Origin of the sequence: Bifidobacterium callitrichos, from assembly GCF_008698085.1 — a bacterium.
Classification (GTDB): domain Bacteria; phylum Actinomycetota; class Actinomycetes; order Actinomycetales; family Bifidobacteriaceae; genus Bifidobacterium; species Bifidobacterium callitrichos.
Map to the genome: position 1 here is coordinate 12,723 of NZ_RZJP01000001.1, position 16,173 is coordinate 28,895.

The 16,173-nt window shown below is 60.5% G+C and carries 14 protein-coding genes and 2 pseudogenes; 7 read left to right on the forward strand and 9 right to left on the reverse strand.

All coding sequences use genetic code 11. The annotated features are described in order from the left end of the window. Positions 1-195 precede the first annotated feature (195 nt). The gene (locus EMB92_RS00045) at positions 196-927 is read left to right on the forward strand and encodes a sigma-70 family RNA polymerase sigma factor (RefSeq protein ID WP_150393878.1); all 732 of its coding nucleotides are present in this window, start codon (positions 196-198) and stop codon (positions 925-927) included. Further along, the gene (locus tag EMB92_RS00050) at positions 924-1,235 is read left to right on the forward strand and encodes a hypothetical protein (RefSeq protein ID WP_150393364.1); all 312 of its coding nucleotides are present in this window, start codon (positions 924-926) and stop codon (positions 1,233-1,235) included. The genes EMB92_RS00045 and EMB92_RS00050 overlap by 4 nt, the downstream gene beginning before the upstream one ends. A gap of 235 nt (positions 1,236-1,470) precedes the next feature. Here the strand turns inward: EMB92_RS00050 and EMB92_RS00055 are convergent, their stop codons facing one another. The 3 genes and pseudogenes from EMB92_RS00055 to EMB92_RS11860 all read right to left on the reverse strand — a co-directional run. Beyond that, positions 1,471-1,713: a hypothetical protein gene (locus EMB92_RS00055; RefSeq protein WP_150393365.1), complete on the reverse strand. Its 243-nt coding sequence runs from the start codon at positions 1,711-1,713 to the stop codon at positions 1,471-1,473. Positions 1,714-1,726: 13 nt separating this feature from the next. Then, positions 1,727-2,302 (reverse strand): hypothetical protein, encoded by a 576-nt coding sequence (locus EMB92_RS00060; protein WP_223847580.1) that lies wholly within the window; start codon positions 2,300-2,302, stop codon positions 1,727-1,729. A 210-nt stretch (positions 2,303-2,512) separates the two neighbouring features. Next, positions 2,513-2,578, reverse strand: a pseudogene (locus tag EMB92_RS11860) (zinc-ribbon domain-containing protein); the annotation flags it as partial. 229 nt (positions 2,579-2,807) lie between these two features. Between EMB92_RS11860 and EMB92_RS00065 the strand changes: the two are divergent. Continuing rightward, positions 2,808-3,644: a GIY-YIG nuclease family protein gene (locus EMB92_RS00065; protein ID WP_150393367.1), complete on the forward strand. Its 837-nt coding sequence runs from the start codon at positions 2,808-2,810 to the stop codon at positions 3,642-3,644. Positions 3,645-3,717: 73 nt separating this feature from the next. Here EMB92_RS00065 and EMB92_RS00070 read toward each other — a convergent pair whose 3' ends face one another. Continuing rightward, positions 3,718-4,497, reverse strand: a complete 780-nt coding sequence (locus tag EMB92_RS00070) for a DnaA ATPase domain-containing protein (protein WP_150393368.1) — start codon at positions 4,495-4,497, stop codon at positions 3,718-3,720. 199 nt (positions 4,498-4,696) lie between these two features. Here EMB92_RS00070 and EMB92_RS00075 point away from each other — a divergent pair, with 199 nt between their 5' ends. After that, positions 4,697-5,743 carry a helix-turn-helix transcriptional regulator gene (locus EMB92_RS00075; RefSeq protein WP_150393369.1) on the forward strand — a complete coding sequence of 349 codons (1,047 nt, stop codon included), beginning with the start codon at positions 4,697-4,699 and terminating at the stop codon, positions 5,741-5,743. On the opposite strand, the gene EMB92_RS00080 is transcribed toward EMB92_RS00075, so the two are convergent. Beyond that, the gene (locus EMB92_RS00080) at positions 5,687-6,307 is read right to left on the reverse strand and encodes a hypothetical protein (RefSeq protein WP_150393370.1); all 621 of its coding nucleotides are present in this window, start codon (positions 6,305-6,307) and stop codon (positions 5,687-5,689) included. The two genes, EMB92_RS00075 and EMB92_RS00080, sit on opposite strands and share 57 nt — an antisense overlap. A gap of 187 nt (positions 6,308-6,494) precedes the next feature. On the opposite strand from EMB92_RS00080, the gene dnaE reads away from it, so the two are divergent. Both dnaE and EMB92_RS11865 read left to right on the forward strand, forming a co-directional pair. Beyond that, a complete protein-coding gene (dnaE, locus tag EMB92_RS00085) occupies positions 6,495-10,043 on the forward strand; it encodes a DNA polymerase III subunit alpha (RefSeq protein ID WP_150393371.1) in 3,549 nt (1,182 codons plus the stop codon). Positions 10,044-10,307: 264 nt separating this feature from the next. Beyond that, positions 10,308-10,382, forward strand: a complete 75-nt coding sequence (locus EMB92_RS11865; RefSeq protein WP_099327425.1) for a 50S ribosomal protein bL37 — start codon at positions 10,308-10,310, stop codon at positions 10,380-10,382. Positions 10,383-11,120: 738 nt separating this feature from the next. On the opposite strand, the gene EMB92_RS00090 is transcribed toward EMB92_RS11865, so the two are convergent. Continuing rightward, on the reverse strand, positions 11,121-12,065 hold the full coding sequence (locus EMB92_RS00090; RefSeq protein ID WP_150393372.1) for an aldose 1-epimerase family protein: 945 nt from the start codon (positions 12,063-12,065) through the stop codon (positions 11,121-11,123). 57 nt (positions 12,066-12,122) lie between these two features. Then, positions 12,123-13,079 carry an aldose 1-epimerase family protein gene (locus EMB92_RS00095; RefSeq protein ID WP_190973548.1) on the reverse strand — a complete coding sequence of 319 codons (957 nt, stop codon included), beginning with the start codon at positions 13,077-13,079 and terminating at the stop codon, positions 12,123-12,125. A 183-nt stretch (positions 13,080-13,262) separates the two neighbouring features. On the opposite strand from EMB92_RS00095, the pseudogene EMB92_RS00100 reads away from it, so the two are divergent. Next, positions 13,263-14,297: pseudogene (locus EMB92_RS00100) on the forward strand (4-hydroxy-3-methylbut-2-enyl diphosphate reductase); the annotation flags it as partial. Between the two features lie 72 nt (positions 14,298-14,369). Here EMB92_RS00100 and ybaK read toward each other — a convergent pair. Then, positions 14,370-14,879 carry a Cys-tRNA(Pro) deacylase gene (gene ybaK, locus EMB92_RS00105; RefSeq protein ID WP_150393375.1) on the reverse strand — a complete coding sequence of 170 codons (510 nt, stop codon included), beginning with the start codon at positions 14,877-14,879 and terminating at the stop codon, positions 14,370-14,372. 140 nt (positions 14,880-15,019) lie between these two features. Further along, the gene (gene gap / locus EMB92_RS00110) at positions 15,020-16,078 is read right to left on the reverse strand and encodes a type I glyceraldehyde-3-phosphate dehydrogenase (protein WP_150393376.1); all 1,059 of its coding nucleotides are present in this window, start codon (positions 16,076-16,078) and stop codon (positions 15,020-15,022) included. Between the last annotated feature and the right edge of the window lie 95 nt (positions 16,079-16,173).

The window sequence follows — 16,173 nt, forward strand, 5'->3', positions numbered from 1 at the left end:
GACACCCGACGATGTCGCCCCCACTGTGCGCGACGATTCTGGGAGACCTCTGGACGGTTTCTCAAACATCCGTAAACCGTTTCCAGTATACGAGCGACTGGCCGATTACAATGGGCGGACGTGACCACACAGACGAACGGGACTGCGACGAACGAGACTCTTGCCGAACGGCGCGAGCGGTTCGAACGGCTCGCCATGCCGGCGCTCAACGCGCTCTATCGGCAGGCGATGAGGCTCACCAACAACCCGGAGGACGCGCAGGATCTCGTGCAGGATACGTTCGAGAAGGGATTCAAGGCGTTCGACTCGTTCCAGGAGGGCACGAACTTCGAGGCGTGGATGACCACGATCGAGCGCAACACCTACTTCAACCAGTACGCGAAGGCCAAGCGCAGGCCGCAGCGCGCCAACGACGCGGACGGCGAATACGACGACTGGGACATCTACGAGGCCTCCGAACACACCTCCGACGGGCTCAAGTCCGCCGAGGACGAGTATCTCGACGCGTTCGCCCCCGAGGAGATCATGCAGGCGCTGTCCAAACTGTCGCCGGAACGGCGTCAGGTGTTCATCGACGCGGCGATCGACGGCAAGTCGTACCAGCAGGTCGCCGACGAGCAGGGCGTGAAGATCGGCACGGTGATGAGCAGGCTCAACCGCGCGCGCACCCAGTTGAAGCGTGAACTTGCCTCCTATGCGCGCGAGCACGGCTACGGCACGCAGCTGCCGGCGGGTTCGCCGAAGGCGTCGAAGGCAAAGTCCGGTAGTGTATCGGCCGGCTCGACGTCGTCCGGTTCACCGAAAGCAAAGTCCGGTGAAAAACCGCTCTCCATAGCCCGTCACGGCGATAATGGAGATGATGCCTCCATGAGGGGCCGTGGAATCGATGAGGCCCCGCATTCGAAGCGAAGGAAGGAGATACGATGAACGGACGGCATGTGGAGCATGTGCGTCATATCTCCATCACCCGCACATCGGCCGACGGCGTGGTCAGTCATATCAGTCATACGGAGGTGCGCATCAGCGATACGGACGACGCGGACGCATACGACGTCTACGGTACGGATGTGCGCGATGAGGCCGCGGGCGGCGACTGTTTCGACCCGTCGACCTGCTGCTCCGAGCGCGAGCAGGCGATGATCGCCGCGCTGCGCGCCTATCTGCGCCCCGACGAGGCGCCTGAGTGCCTCAAGACCCGCATCAAGGAGTGCCTCGACCACTGCTGTGGTCAGTGAGTGGGTCGAACTCCTTGGTTTCTCCACCTGACAAGGTGTTAGCGTGGTGGTCGTGTACGCAGGGCGGGGTTATATGCGTCCTGATCCCTGACCACGTACGCTCAGCTGCACTCAGTGTACGTGGATGGGGGCGATAGCCGCTTTCCCCCTTATTTTCGTATGATTGCGCTCACTCAACATACGAAAACGTGGGGTGGCGTGATGATCACCCCGGGGAGCGTATGCTGACGCACACTCACCGTACGTTATCCGGGATTTGCCGAGTGGAGGCGTGGTCGTCGGTATCGACGTACGTCGATGAATGTTCGGAGCTCGTGGTCCTGATGCCGCTGTCGTCATATGTCCGGGATTGATCGAGCTTGTACAGTGCGGCGGCTGAGGCCATGATAAGCAGCATCGCCACGAGAATAGCGAGGACCTTCAGAATCTGTACACGGAGCCGGTCGCGCTCCGATGAATACTGGTCGTTCATATTCATGTCGCTGTCCTCCTCAATGTCGGATACTCAGGTCGTTTCGTAGATCCTGCAATGCTCTGGTCTGCCGCTTCGCCTCGAACGCCTGACTGACTTGGGCGAGGGCGGATATGGCGAGCACAATAGTCTGCTTCCGGGTCTCCTGAATCCTGTCCCGTTCGAGCTGCTCCAGCCGCCGGCAATGGTCGTACTCCTCCCACAGTCCGGCAGCGGTGTTGAAATCATCGGCGCGTCCGCACATGAGCATCTGCAGAATGTAGGCGTTAGCCTTCCCGTTACGGCAGGAGACGGGCAACAGTAGCAGGGTTGGCCGCATGGTCTTGCGAATGTCGGCGATGGTCCGCTCGTCGGTTGCGATTGCCGGATAAAGCGCGGGAAGCACGTTTTCGACGTTGTGCTTGAACACCCTGAGCTGGTTCAGACCGACGAGCAGCGGGATGATGCCGACTGCGCATGCGATCAGCGCGGAGATCGGAGCCCGGTGGTTCCACGGCTCGCAGACGATCCCATAGAGCAGTGCGCCCGCACCGATGAGTCCGGCCAACAGTAGACAGGCCAGACCGATGTCATATTCCGTCTTGTTTCTCCTCATGAGTCCATAGGCGGATCGTATGCCGTCCTCTATCGCTTCGATCCGTGCGAACTGCTCGTCAAGCGATGTGAGCAGTTTGATCAGCTGGGCGGAAGACATCCGTCCCAAAGACGACATCATGACCGGGTGAGGCATGGAGACAGTGCATCGATCCGGCATGGCCATCGGCGACGGTTCCCTGAGGTCGTCGGAGGCAACGGCGGATTTCATACCGCATTTCACACAGAACACCGCGTCGTCAAGCAGATTCGCACCACAGTGGAGGCAGAACATCATGAACGCACCTCATTCCCCGTAGGCGGAGAGTTCGTCTCCGCATCCGTTCGCATAGACATCCCGTCAATCACACGAAGTCCACGAATGATTGCGATCATGCCTGATTCCAGTATCGGGGAGCACTTCGTCAGCAGGTAGATTTCTACCGGTCATAATGAAGTAGCTCTATAATGAGAGACGTCATATTAGGCGTCGGTATAGGAGCCGGCGAACGATCGAAAGGTGTGCAATGATGCTGGGAACCGTTGATCTAATGAGGAGCGCAGGCATCGACCCCAACGATGTCGTGTTGATTCGGCATACGGAGGGAATGGTCGGGAAATATGCAAGGCTCGGTTATCTGCGTGAGCGTACGGGCACTCAGACCGAATCCTTCATCGGACGTGGCAAGACCTACTGGATGACGTTCATGGGTGAGCCGGGTGGTGTGACCCGTTTCGTTGCGCTGTACAGAATGGTGGGAACAAAACTGTACCGGCCCGGCATGCTGCCCGACGACTATCCGAATCAGGAATTCAAACCCGGCGACTTCCTTTACGATCTCGAGCCCTGCGACCTGTTCGCCGAGTATGAGAATCGCCTTACCGTCGACTGGGGTGGCGCATATGTCAGCTGGGCGCAGAACGGTACGAACGACAAGCGCATCGTCTCCATCGAAGAGCGTAAGCCGCAGTTCCCGGGCTTTGACAGTCTTCTTCTGTCGTTCGACGACTTGTCCGACATCGTTGGCAGCCCTGAGCTGTATAGCGCGTACCGTGATGCGATGAGTCAGGTCTCGGCAGTCTACCTCGTGGTAGACAAGGTGAGCGGACAGCAGTACGTCGGATCCGCATATGGTGAGAACGGTCTGTGGGGCAGGTGGTCGGAATACGCCAACACCAATGGACAGGGCGGCAACAAGCTGATGCGCGAGTTGATGACCGCCCATCCGGACAGATACCGCGACTTGCAGTATACGGTGCTGAGGGTCCTCGATAAGACCACGCCCGTGACGGACGTCATCGCACTCGAGGGGTTGTTCAAGCAGAAGCTCGGCAGCAGGGCCTTCGGCCTGAACGCCAACTGAGAGGGTGATTCACGACTCCTCCATCTGACGATTCCGTCGATGGAGGAGCCGTTGCGTTATGGCTGAAGACGCATCACATGTCTTTGTGCTCCGATGAATTCTGACTGATGCGCCTGATGGACTCCATCATTTCCTCTAGGGATTCGCTCATCCTTCCCAGTTCATCGTCCATTGTGAGCAGGGAGGTTCGTGTTTGCTCCATGAATCGATCTATGCTCGTTGGGGTCTCACAGGAGGAGTCGATGAGCCTGAGAATCCCGTCCGGGATCCTCAGGCTGTCGTTTGAAGTATGCATCCGCAGAATGCTGTTGAGGGTGTCACGATCGGGTGCTTTGACATCGACGGCGAGCCCGCTCTCCAGACGTGAGAGAAGTTCGGATCCGAATTTGTCGAGCTTATGCGGAGCTACGTCGGCGGTGACGACGATGCTCTTGTTCGCCCAGTACAGCGTGCAGAATGTGCGCCTGAACTGCTCCGAGGCGTCGTCCTCTCCGCTCAGCATCTGGATGTCGTCAACAAGCAGCATGTCGAGCTCACGGTGGTAACGGTTGAATTCCGTTGTTTGACACTTCGATTTCACCTTGGAGAATTCCTCAGCGAATTCCTCGGCGGTGACGTAGCGAATCCTCAGACTCGGATCCCTGGCGATCGCATAATTGCCGATCGCGTTCAACAGATGGGTCTTGCCCCGACCGGATCCGCCGTAGATGTACAGCGGATTGAAGAGCTGCCCTGAGCCATTGGCCACGGCAATCGCAGCAGACCGGGCGAATCGGTTGCAGTCGGCCGGAATGAAGGTATCAAATGTCAGGGTTCTGTCAAGATGCGTTTCCGGATCGATGTTCTTGCTCATTGTCGTATTTCCTTAGCCTTTCCCGTGTTCCGCATCGTCGCAACAGGTGCGATCCAGTGCGACGAGAGGCGCCTTCCCGTCAATTCGATGAGCGGGTCCCACGTCGTCAGTATCAGAGGACATATAATGAGCAGGTAGTTTTCTACCGGTCATCACGCTTCTGCTGTGATTCGTCCGAACAAGCCGAAAGGATGTGGTCATGGAACGGGATTCGGTGCGCAATGGCGGCTCCCGATCGGAGATCATCATCGGGATTCTGGAGCTGCTTGACAAGAACACGGATCGCGAGCACGGAGTCACCGCCGCATGGTTGGCCGATCAGCTCGGCATCACTGTGAAGACGATCAGAGGACATCTGTACGCGCTGCGGGAGATGCAGCCATTCGGTCGCAAGGTCGATCGGATAGAAAGAAGCGACCTCAAGGATGCGGAAAGTCCCGATCCTCGTCCCGGCTGGTACATCGAGCCGGTATTCGACACCGCGCAGATGCGGCTACTTGCCGACGGTGCGGCGCTGTCCCGTTCGGACGGAGAATACATTCAGGATCTGATCGCCAAGATCTACGCCTTCGCCGGCCGGTCCGACCAGCTTGGCATACGCGGACCGTTGATGACTCCTCGGCACTACAACCGGGAGTTCCTCAACAACATCGAACAGTTGAACGATGCCATCGCCCATGAACGAGGCATCCGCTTCCGCTACTGCACGTATGATGTCAGCGGCGAGCTCGTGCCCAGACTCGGGGAGGACGGCCGTCCGAGGGAATATGTCGCCGACCCGTACGATCTACGGTACAAGAACGAGAAGTACTACCTCATCTGCCATCTCCGGCCCTACGACAATCTGTCCTGTCTGCATGTCGAACGCATTCGTGATCTGATGGTCGATGGAAACGACCATACGCTGGATCGCGCGTTCGACAGCTTCACCGATGAGAACGGGGTCCCAATCGATCTCACGGCTTTCATGGACGAACGTCCCTACCCATCGCCGGGGCCTGCGATACCGGTGCGATTGCGTGTCGAAGGCGGTCTCGAACCGGTGTTCGACTGGTTTCCCGACGCGCAGGCCACGCAGGTCGGTGACGGCGTCTATGAGGTGACCGTCAAGGCGACCCCGTGGTCGACGATTTGGTGGGCTCTGCAATATACCAACAGTGGCGTTCGTATCACGGTGCTGGAGCCGGAATCAATCCGTGCTGAACTGCGCAGAGCCGGACATATACTGCTTGAGCGGTATGAGTGAGGTGACGTCGAGTCTCCCCGTCAGCATCCCAGTTACCCCACGTCGGGAAAGATGATGGATATGCGCCGCATTGCGCATGATATTCAATCCGCATTTGATTCCCCGGAACCATTCCGTATCCAGTGCCAAAGTGCAGTATTCCGAGCGAATGGTCAGAAATCCTGTTCTGGAGTTGCAGACTTTCTCCAGAAGATCGAAATGCGCATCAAGCAAATCGACCATGACATACTCGCCGGCCATGCGGATCGTCTTCCCGTCAGTGAAGCGGTACGTGTCGGAACGGAAATCGATGGATTCCAAGCCGCTGGTTCCTATGGCATGGATACGTTCCAACAACGTCAGAAGACCCATCACTTTTTCTACATCGTCGAACGAACAGGAGTTCGATGGGACGAACGATTTCTCTGTGCAACCCTCATTGGACGGTTCATCATCCATGGAACCGGAAAACACGAGCTCTGCAACACGGTCATTGCGCCATTCGATATTCGCGCTACTTTCAATCACATCCGCCACGAACGACGACAGTCTGACCGCCGCCAGATGGAACTCATCATGGGCCATGCGCCCAACATGTTCACCATCAAGTATGTATGGTGAATCATCATCGATATCGGTGATGATTCAAGCTCTATGCTCATTAATCCGCCCTCCATGACGCATACGGGATGTTGGTATCGAATCTATATGCGTCGGAATTCGGCAGGTAGTTTTCTACCTATCTGGAAAACCGCATCATATCGTCCCGTATATGAACAGAAGCGGCAATTTCGTGCATCTGCATAATCACACGCATTACTCGCTGCTCGACGGGGCGTCCAAGATCCCGGATCTGGCGAAGTACACGGCGGAACTGGGCATGCCGGCGGTCGCCATCACGGATCACGGCAACATGCATGGCGCGTACGAGATGTATACGAACTGCGTGGCTAACGGTGTCAAGCCGATCATCGGCATCGAGGCGTACGTGACGCCGGAGACCGCGCGTCAGGACAAGTCCCGCGTGCACTGGGGCACCGAGGAGCAGCGCAGCGACGACGTCTCCGGTGGTGGTCTGATCACGCACATGACGATGTGGGCGGAGAACGACGAGGGCCTCGTGAACCTCATCAAGGCGTCGTCGGTGGCGAACCTCGAGGGCCGTGTGCAGCGCTATCCGCGTATGGACAAGGAGGTGCTCGCGACGTACTCGAAGGGCGTGATCGCGTCGTCGGGCTGCCCGTCGGGCATCATTCAGACTCGTCTGCGTCTGGGGCAGTTCGATGAGGCGCTGCGTGCGGCGGGCGAGTTTCAGGACATCTTCGGCCGGGACAATTTCTATATCGAGCTGATGGATCACGGTCTGAGGATCGAGAGGCAGGTCACGTCCGGTTTGCTGGATATCGCGAAGCGTCTGAACGCGCCGTTGCTGGCCACGAACGATTCGCATTACGTGCATGCGGAGGACGCCGAGGCGCAGGATGCGATGTTGTGCATCAACTCGGGCTCGCATCTGGATGATCCGAACCGGTTCAAGTTCGATGGTACGGGCTATTACATCAAGCCGGCCGAGGAGATGCGTGAGCTGTTCAGGGAGTTTCCCGAGGCGTGTGACAACACGTTGGAGGTGGCGGAACGCTGCAACGTGATCTTCGACGATCACGAGGACGGCGCGTTCATGCCGCAGTTCGACTGCCCGGAGGGGTGGGATGAGGCGAGCCTGTTCCTCAGGAAGGTCGAGGAGGGTCTGGAGCGCCGGTATGACGGCAACGTGCCGGAGCATGTGTCCAGGCAGGCGGATTACGAGTGTGGTGTGATCTGTCAGATGCAGTTCTGCGGCTACTTCCTGGTGGTGGCGGATTACATCCAGTGGGCGAAGGATCACGGGATCATGGTGGGTCCGGGTCGTGGTTCGGCGGCGGGTTCGATGGTCGCGTACGCGATGGGCATCACGGAGCTGGATCCGTTGAAGCATGGTCTGATCTTCGAGAGGTTCCTGAACCCGGAGCGCGTGAGCCTGCCGGATATCGATGTGGATTTCGACCCGGAGGGTCGTCTGCATGTGATCGACTACTGCGGCGAGAAGTACGGGCGTGACAAGGTCGCGCAGTGCGTGATCTACGGCGTGATCAAGACGAAGCAGGCGTTGAAGGATTCGGCGCGCATCATGGGCTACGAGTTCGCGATGGGCACGAAGGTCACCGAGGCGCTGCCCCCGTCGAAGAACGGCAAGGACGCGAGTCTCAAGGAGATCTTCGATCCGACGTCGAAGCGGTATGCGGAGGCGCGCGAGTTCCGTGAGCTCTACGAGTCGGATCATGACGTGCACATGGTCGTCGACAAGGCGAAGACGATCGAGGGTCTGATTCGTCAGACGGGTGTGCATGCGTGTGCGACGATCATGGGTAGTGAGCCGATCACGGATACGTCCCCGTTGTTGGAGCGTACGGATGGTACGGTGACGACCACGTTCGAGTATCACACGTGCGAGACGCTGGGGCTGGTGAAGATGGACTTCCTGGGGTTGTCCAACCTGACGATCATCCAGGACACGCTTCGGAACATCGAGGCGAACGGCAAGCCGGCGATCGACTACACGAGGATCCCGCTGGATGACAGGGCGACGTACGAGCTGCTGTCGCGTGGTGACACGCTGGGCGTGTTCCAGTTGGATTCCGATGGCATGCGCAGTCTGCTCAAGATGCTGAAGCCGGATAACTTCAACGACATCTCCGCATTGATCGCGCTGTATCGTCCGGGTCCGATGTCGATGGAGTCGCATATCAACTACGCCAAGCGCAAGAACGGGCTGCAGAGGATCACGCCGATCCACCCGGAGCTGGATGAGCCGCTTCGTCAGGTGCTGGACGAGACGTATGGTCTGATCATCTACCAGGAGCAGGTGCAGTCGGCGGCGCGTATCCTGGCGGGCTATTCGCTGGGCAAGGCCGATGTGCTGCGGCGTGCGATGGGCAAGAAGAAGCCGGAGGTGCTGGCCAAGGAGAAGATCCCGTTCTTCGCGGGCATGAAGGAGCACGGCTATTCGGAGGAGGCGTCGCAGGCCGTGTGGGACGTGCTGGTCCCGTTCTCCGGGTATGCGTTCAACAAGGCGCATTCGGCCGCGTACGGGCTGATCTCGTATTGGACCGCGTATCTGAAGACGCATTATCCGGTGGAGTTCATGGCGGCCCTGCTGCAGGGTGCGAAGGGCAACAAGGACAAGACCGCGCTCTATTTGGGTGAGGCGCGGCGTATGGGTATCCAGGTGCTGTCGCCGGATGTCAACGAGTCGCAGTTCGCGTATTCGGCCGTGGGTGACGTGGTGCGTTTCGGCTTGGGTGCGATCCGCAACGTGGGTGAGAAGCCGGTGGCGGATATCATCGCGGAGCGTTCCGGCGGTCATGGCCGGTATGTGAACTTCATGGACTTCATCCGTCGCGTGCCGTTGACCGCGTTGAACAAGCGTCTGGTCGAATCCCTGATCAAGGCCGGCGCGTTCGACTCCATCGACCCCAACCGACGCGCGCTCTACGAGATCCACGAGGCCGCCATCGATTCGATCCTTCCCATAAAGCTCAAACAGATGGAAGGACAGTTCGACCTGTTCGCCGACGAGGCCGATGAAGACGTGGAATTGCGGGATGCAGGCGTTCCCGTGCCTGATGTGGAGGAATGGGACAAGAAGACCAAGCTCAACTTCGAACGCGAGATGCTCGGCCTCTACGTCTCCGACCATCCGCTGAACGGCATGCAAGCATTGATTGACTCTCTCAGGGATATATCCATCGCTCGGCTCGTCGATAACGCCGACCCTGTTCCCGAGGGAAGAAAGGTCACCATCGCCGGACTCGTCATCAACGTGGACCGACGGGTGTCCAAACGGGGCAACGCGTGGGCGATCGTCACCATCGAGGACCTGGAAAGCTCCATCCAATGCCTGTTCTTCGGCAAGATGTACGAGACATGTGCTGCGCAGCTTGCCGTCGATCAGATCGTACAGATTCAGGGACGTGTGGATCGACGTGATGAAACCACCACGATCAGAGTGACGGGGATGCATATACCTTATACGGAGGATCGGGGTGGGAAACCGCTCGTCATCCTCCTGCCTAGTTCATCGGCGACCCGAGCCAATATGACCAGACTCAGACAAGTGATCGTCAATCACCCTGGACTCAGCGAGGTAAAGCTTGCGCTTATCGACACCGCAGGCAATGCAGAGGTTCTTACCTTCGGCGACCGATTCCGCGTCAGAAAGGGGACGGGGTTGATCGCTGAACTCAAGGCCATGTTCGGTCCCAACTGTCTGCCGTCGATTTGACGGCGCTGCGCGCCTATCTGCGCCCCGACGAGGCGCCTGAGTGCCTCAAGACCCGCATCAAGGAGTGCCTCGACCACTGCTGCGGCGAGCGGTGAGCGGCGGGGCGGATGGTCGTCCGGGACGTGCCGTCGGATGCCGCCGGGATGCCCCGGGTGAACGTCGCATGTCCCGCCGGCAACGTCCAGTGAGACGCGCGGTTGAGAACGTCGTCCTGTTGTGGCATAATTCCGAAGGCTTATTTTTCTAGTAAAAAGGAGTCCAATCATGGGCATGCGCGGACGTAAGCGCAGGGATCGTCGTAAGAAGGCCGCCAACCACGGCAAGCGCCCGAACACCTGATCGATCCTGTCGCAAGACATGTGAAAACCCGCCTGAACCGTTACGGTTCGGCGGGTTTTCCTTTTGCCTATGCCCGATGGTGCAATCTGATGCGGAATCCGGGGCCGTGGCCCCCATGGGGGAACCGTTGTGGTGCTTTGGACCGGTCGGTATTGTCGTGTTCTCGTGTGCCAATTGCCATTCAACGAACGTCAATCGTTGTATGTTCGTTGAATGGCAGGATTGCGTGCCGTTCAACGTGCAAATCGACAAAAATCGCGTTGAATGGCACGAGCGTTCGAGCCGAGTGCCGCTCCGCTTGGAACGTATGCGATTGACATGCTGTCAAAATGGCTATTTTCCAAGGGTTTGCGATTCGGTTGATCAAGTGTGGTCGAACACGTGCGGCCGCGACGGCAGTCAGCTCTGCCACTCAACGCGAAAAATCGCGTAATCGGCGTTGAACGGCAGCGATGTGTGCCGTTCAACGCGATAATCCGAGAAAACGACGTTGAGTGGCAGTGGCCGCGCAGTGGCCGCGATGGAGAGCCGTCGTTCGGCTCGCTTCCCAGCTCCTCGTAGGAGACCCTCCCATGAGTATCGCCCTTTGTCCCGATTCATTGGGGTCATTCGTCTCGGCATAACGGAAAAACGGTTGGTCGGTACCCCTGGTGTGGAGCACCGACCAACCGTCAGGCGGGACCGCATGTGCGATCGCGTGTTCCCGCGCGTCGGACCCGTCGAGATCCGTCGGACCCGTCAGACGCGATCGGCGCGGAACGTGACCTGCGTCGTGTAGTCGTCGCCGGGCTCGAGGACGACCAGATCCTTGCCGGTGCGGAACGCATCGGCGTAGGCGGTCATCGGTTCGACGGCGACGCCGGGCTGGCGGACCTTGGCGCCGATCTCGTTGCCGGTGCACACCTGCCACGAGTTGATGGTCTTGTCACCGGTCAGCGTGACCCTGATGCCGTCGGGGCGGGTGAACACCGCCGACGTGCTGCCGTCGGCCGCACGGTCCACGATGTCGGTCCACGCATCGTCGAAGCCACGGCCCTCGAGCGTCGGGTTGTCGCGCAGGTCGTAGATGCCGGACACCGGCTCCTCGCCGGTGGGCAGCAGGTGCTCGTCGACGGTGACGTGCGTGTCGCACGGGATCGTCAGACGGCACGGCTCGTTATCCGGGGTGATGTCCGCGCCGACGGAGCGCTTGCCGTTCGCCAGCCACGGGTGGATGCCGAACGCCCACGGTGCCTTCACGGAGTCGTTGTTGTGCACGGTGAACGTCTCGTGCAGGCCATCCTCCTCCAGCGTGTAGGTGGCGGTGACGGTGATGTCGAACGGGTAGCCGGCCAGATCGGGGGAGCGCCAGAAAAGCGTGACGTGCGACTCGCCGAGGTCCTCGAGCTCCCACATGTAGCGGTAGGCGTAGCCGTGCAGCGAGGCGGAGCGGTCGAACTCGTCGATCGGCATCTGGTAGTCCTCGCCGTCGAACGTGTACTGGCCGTCGGTCACGCGGTTCGGGTAGGGGGCGAGCACCCAGCCGTTGCAGCAGGGGATGACCTTGTTCGGATCAAACGGGACAATGATGTCCTCACCCTGCCACTTGAGCTCGCGCAGGCTGGCGCCGAGCTCGGTGACGACGGCGCTCCACTCGCCCTTGCGAATCGAATACTGGTTGCCGGTACGTGGCTTGAGAACCATGGTATGAGCACTCCTTCGTGAATGGTGAGACGGATTGTTACCGCTCACAATGATACCTCAGTGACGGCTGACCTCGTAGCGCACCACGGTGGTGACGGTCTCGCCCGGTTCGATCACGGTCAGGTGCTCGCCGGAGCGGAACGCGTTGGCCGGTGCGGTCATCGGCTCGACGGCCACGCCGTACGGGTGCTCGACGAACGGAGCGCCGGTGGCGGTGTAGCACTGCCATGCGTTGATGGTCTCGTCGCCGATGAGCCTGACCTCGATGCCGTCGGGGCGGGTGAACACGGTGGTCGTGGTGCCGTCGGCGGCACGGTTGACGTCGAGCCACGCATCGTCGAAGGAACGCCCCTCCAGCGTCGGTCCCTCACGCAGATCGGTGACGCCTGCGACCGGCTCGACGCCCGTCGGGATCAGTCCGTCGTCGACGACCACGTGCTGGTTGGCGTCGATCTTCAGTCGGCAGGCGGCGGAATCGGCGTCGCGCTCCTCGCTGGTCGCACCCTGCTTGCCGTTCGCCAGCCACGGGTGCAGTCCCAGGGCCCACGGGGCCGGCTCGTCGCCGCCGTTGAACGCGGAGACGGTCACGGTCATGCCGTGCTCGCCCAGCTCGTACGTGGCCGTGACGGTCACGTCGAACGGGTAGCCGTCGAGGTTCGGGAAGCGAAGCGACTGGGTGACGGCGTTGTCGGTGAGCGATTCGAGCTTCCACATGTAGTGGTAGGCGTAGCCGTGGTTTGCGTTGTGGCGCGGAGCGGGGTGGCATTCGTTGACCGGCGCGCAGTAGTGCTTGCCGTTGAAGTCGTATTCGCCGTCCTTGATGCGGTTCGGCCACGGGGCGAGGATGTAGCCGTTGCAGGTGGGGGTCAGATCGTCCGGACCGAACGGGCAGAAGATCTCCTCGCCCTGCCAGTCGAAGCGGCGCAGCTTCGAGCCGAGCTCGCAGATCACGGCGGAATAGTCGCCGTGATGGATGGAATACTGGTTGCCGGTGCGCGGTGTCGTGCTCATGATTCACTCCATAGTGAGAGAGGTGATGTTACCGTTCACCATCCTAATGCGTGCCGTGCTGTTCGAACGGACGACCGGCCGCGGAGATGTTTCTCACACGGTTTCGCCACGCGTTTCGACCCGGGTGCCCTTCGGCGGTTGCTAGGCTTGTCAGCGGATGATCAGCGGACGTGATCAACTGACGACACGAGGAGGAACACGATTATGGGCAAACGCATCGTACTGGCCGATCCGAGGGGATTCTGCGCCGGCGTGGACCGTGCGATCCTCACCGTGCGCACGATCCTCAAGGCGCGTCCGTCGAGCGTCGATGCGGGCGGCTCCGGCGATGCCGGTGCCCGTGGCGGTCTGCCTCCCGTGTACGTGCGTCGTCAGATCGTGCACAACAAGCATGTGGTCGAGGACCTGTCCTCGATGGGCGCGGTGTTCGTCGAGGAGCTGGACGAGATCCCGGATGCGGCGGCCGAAGCCGGCGTGCCGGTCGTGTTCTCCGCCCACGGCGTGTCCCCCGAGGTCAAGGCGGAGGCCAAGGCGCGCGGGCTCAACGTCGTGGACGCCACCTGCCCGCTGGTCGGTAAGGTCCATCGCGAGGTGACGCGGTTCGCCCGCGGCGGCTACGAGATCGTCTACATCGGACACAAAGGCCACGACGAGGCGGTCGGCGTGGTGGGGGAGAGCCCCGAGCATGTGCATCTGATCGAGCACGAGGGCGACGTCGCCTCGCTCGACTTCACGCCGGACACGAAACTCGTGCTGCTCACGCAGACCACGCTGAGCGTCGACGAGACCGCCGACACGATCGCGGCGCTCAAGGCACGCTTCCCGTGGATCGAGATGCCGCCCAATTCGGACATCTGCTATGCGACCTCCAACCGTCAGGCGGCGGTCAAGGTCGTCGCCGAGCAATCCGACTGCGTGGTGATCGTAGGATCGGCGAACTCCTCGAACTCGGTGCGTCTCGTCGAGGTCGCGCAGGAGGGACTCGGGGAGCGGGGGCGCGCGCATCGCGTCGACGACGCCGGAGACCTTGACGACGCATGGTTCGAAGGGGTTGAGGCGGTCGGCATATCCTCGGGTGCATCGGTGCCGGAGGAGTACGTCGCCGGAGTCATCACGGCGCTCAAGTCGAAGGGCTACACCGAGACGACCTCGGTGGAGACCACGCGTGAGGACATGCACTTCGTGCTACCCGCCGAGCTGCGCCGGCGACTTCCTTCGTAGGCCCCCTCTGACGAGGGGGCTGTCAGCGAAGCTGACTGGGGGAGAGACGGGTGCGGGCGTGTGAAATGCGGATCACCAGGTGCCGATGGGGGCGGCGACGGCGTCGAGGACCTTGATCAGATCGTTCGGGTTGACGCCGACGGAGAATCCGCGCTTGCCTCCGGAGACGAGGATCACGTCGTACTTCAGAGCGCTTTCGTCGAGGACGGTCCTGTGCCGCGTGCGCTGTCCGAGCGGGGAGATGCCGCCGACCACGTAGCCGGATTCGCGCATCGCGACCTTCGGGTCGGCCATCGCCGCCTTCTTCGCGCCGACCGCCGCGGCCAGGGCCTTCAGATCCATATGTCCGGATACCGGTACGACGCCGACCACGCGTTCGTCGCCGGTGTCCGCCATCAGGGTCTTGAAGACCTGATGCTCGTCGAATCCGAGCTTCGTGGCCGCCTCCACGCCGTAGCCGTCGTCCATGTGATCATTGGAATGCTCGTATTCGTACGGGGTGAACTCCACGCCCGCGCGTTCCAGTTCGATGGTCGCGGGAGTGGATCCGGCGCCCTTCTCATGCTTCTTTTTCTTGGTCATGCCCTCAAGTAATACCCTTCGCAAATGACAGACAGCGCCCGTTCGTCCGTATAGTCGTCCGTATACGAGAAAACCCCCGCACGGGGCGGGGGTTTCGACCGATCAGTCGGTCACGTCATGGCAGCGTATGCTGCGACGACTCACTCGGAGATCTCGGCGAAGTACAGCAGGGTACGGATCATGTTGGAGGTGAAGCCGTACTCGTTGTCGTAGAAGGAGACCGTGCGGGCGAGGGTCAGGCCGTCGATGTTGTTCACGTCGGTCTGGGTCGGATCGAAGACGCCACCGTGGGTGTCGCCCAGGATGTCGGAGGATACGATGCCCTCGTCGTTGTAGCCGTAGTAATCGGTGTCGGAGAAGGCTTCCTTGAACGCGGCGTTGATCTCGTCGGCGGTGACTTCCTTCTTCAGGACCGTGGTCAGCTCGGTGACGGAGCCGTCCGGGACCTGCACGCGCTGGGCGTGGCCCTGCAGCTTGCCGTTGACGGACGGAACGACCTTGCCGATGGCCTTGGCGGCGCCGGTGGAGTGGGCGATCGTGTTGATGCCCGCGGCGCGCAGGTTGCGGCCGGACTTGGTGCCACGCGGGCCGTCCAGCAGCATCTGGGTGCCGGTGTAGGCGTGGATGGTGGTCATGAAGCCGGCGCGGATGCCGAACTTCTCGTCCAGCAGCTTGACCATGGCGGCCATGGAGTTGGTGGTGCAGGAGCCGGCGGACACGATGTTGTCGGAGGCCTTGAGGATGTCGTGGTTCACGCCGAACACGACGGTCGGGGTGACATCGTCCTTGGCCGGGGCGGAGATCAGGACCTTCTTGGCGCCGGCGTTCAGGTGGGCCTGGGACTTCTCGGCGGAGGTGTAGAAGCCGGTGCACTCGAGCACGAACTCGACGCCGTCATTCTTGACCCACGGAATGTTGTTGGCGTCCTTCTCGGCGTAGACCTTGTACTCCTTGCCGTCCACGACGATGGAGTCCTCGGTGGACTTGACGTCGACCGGGGTGCCGTCGTCATGACGGAAGGTGCCATGGGTGGAATCGTACTTCAGCAGGTAGGCCAGGGTGGCCGGGGTGGTCAGATCGTTGATGGCGGCAACTTCGATGTCACCAGCCTGGCCGCCGCGAGCCTGGAGCTCGAAGATGCGACGGAAGGCGAGACGACCAATGCGACCGAAGCCGTTGATACCAATCTTAACTGTCATGTAATTCTCCCTTGGGGAAGGCCCCGGGCGCGTGGACGCACACGGAACCATTGTTTACCAACGATTCCTTACTGTAATGCCTCACCTGTACTTCA

What these genes read in the sequence shown, in the direction of transcription:
- EMB92_RS00045 (WP_150393878.1), top strand. Translation starts at nt 196, where the DNA reads ATGCCGGCGCTCAACGCGCTCTATCGGCAGGCGATGAGGCTCACCAAC.
- EMB92_RS00050 (WP_150393364.1), top strand. Translation starts at nt 924, where the DNA reads ATGAACGGACGGCATGTGGAGCATGTGCGTCATATCTCCATCACCCGC.
- EMB92_RS00055 (WP_150393365.1), bottom strand. Translation starts at nt 1,713, where the DNA reads ATGAATATGAACGACCAGTATTCATCGGAGCGCGACCGGCTCCGTGTA.
- EMB92_RS00060 (WP_223847580.1), bottom strand. Translation starts at nt 2,302, where the DNA reads ATGAGGAGAAACAAGACGGAATATGACATCGGTCTGGCCTGTCTACTG.
- EMB92_RS00065 (WP_150393367.1), top strand. Translation starts at nt 2,808, where the DNA reads ATGATGCTGGGAACCGTTGATCTAATGAGGAGCGCAGGCATCGACCCC.
- EMB92_RS00070 (WP_150393368.1), bottom strand. Translation starts at nt 4,497, where the DNA reads ATGAGCAAGAACATCGATCCGGAAACGCATCTTGACAGAACCCTGACA.
- EMB92_RS00075 (WP_150393369.1), top strand. Translation starts at nt 4,697, where the DNA reads ATGGAACGGGATTCGGTGCGCAATGGCGGCTCCCGATCGGAGATCATC.
- EMB92_RS00080 (WP_150393370.1), bottom strand. Translation starts at nt 6,307, where the DNA reads ATGGCCCATGATGAGTTCCATCTGGCGGCGGTCAGACTGTCGTCGTTC.
- dnaE (WP_150393371.1), top strand. Translation starts at nt 6,495, where the DNA reads ATGAACAGAAGCGGCAATTTCGTGCATCTGCATAATCACACGCATTAC.
- EMB92_RS00090 (WP_150393372.1), bottom strand. Translation starts at nt 12,065, where the DNA reads ATGGTTCTCAAGCCACGTACCGGCAACCAGTATTCGATTCGCAAGGGC.
- ybaK (WP_150393375.1), bottom strand. Translation starts at nt 14,879, where the DNA reads ATGACCAAGAAAAAGAAGCATGAGAAGGGCGCCGGATCCACTCCCGCG.
- gap (WP_150393376.1), bottom strand. Translation starts at nt 16,078, where the DNA reads ATGACAGTTAAGATTGGTATCAACGGCTTCGGTCGCATTGGTCGTCTC.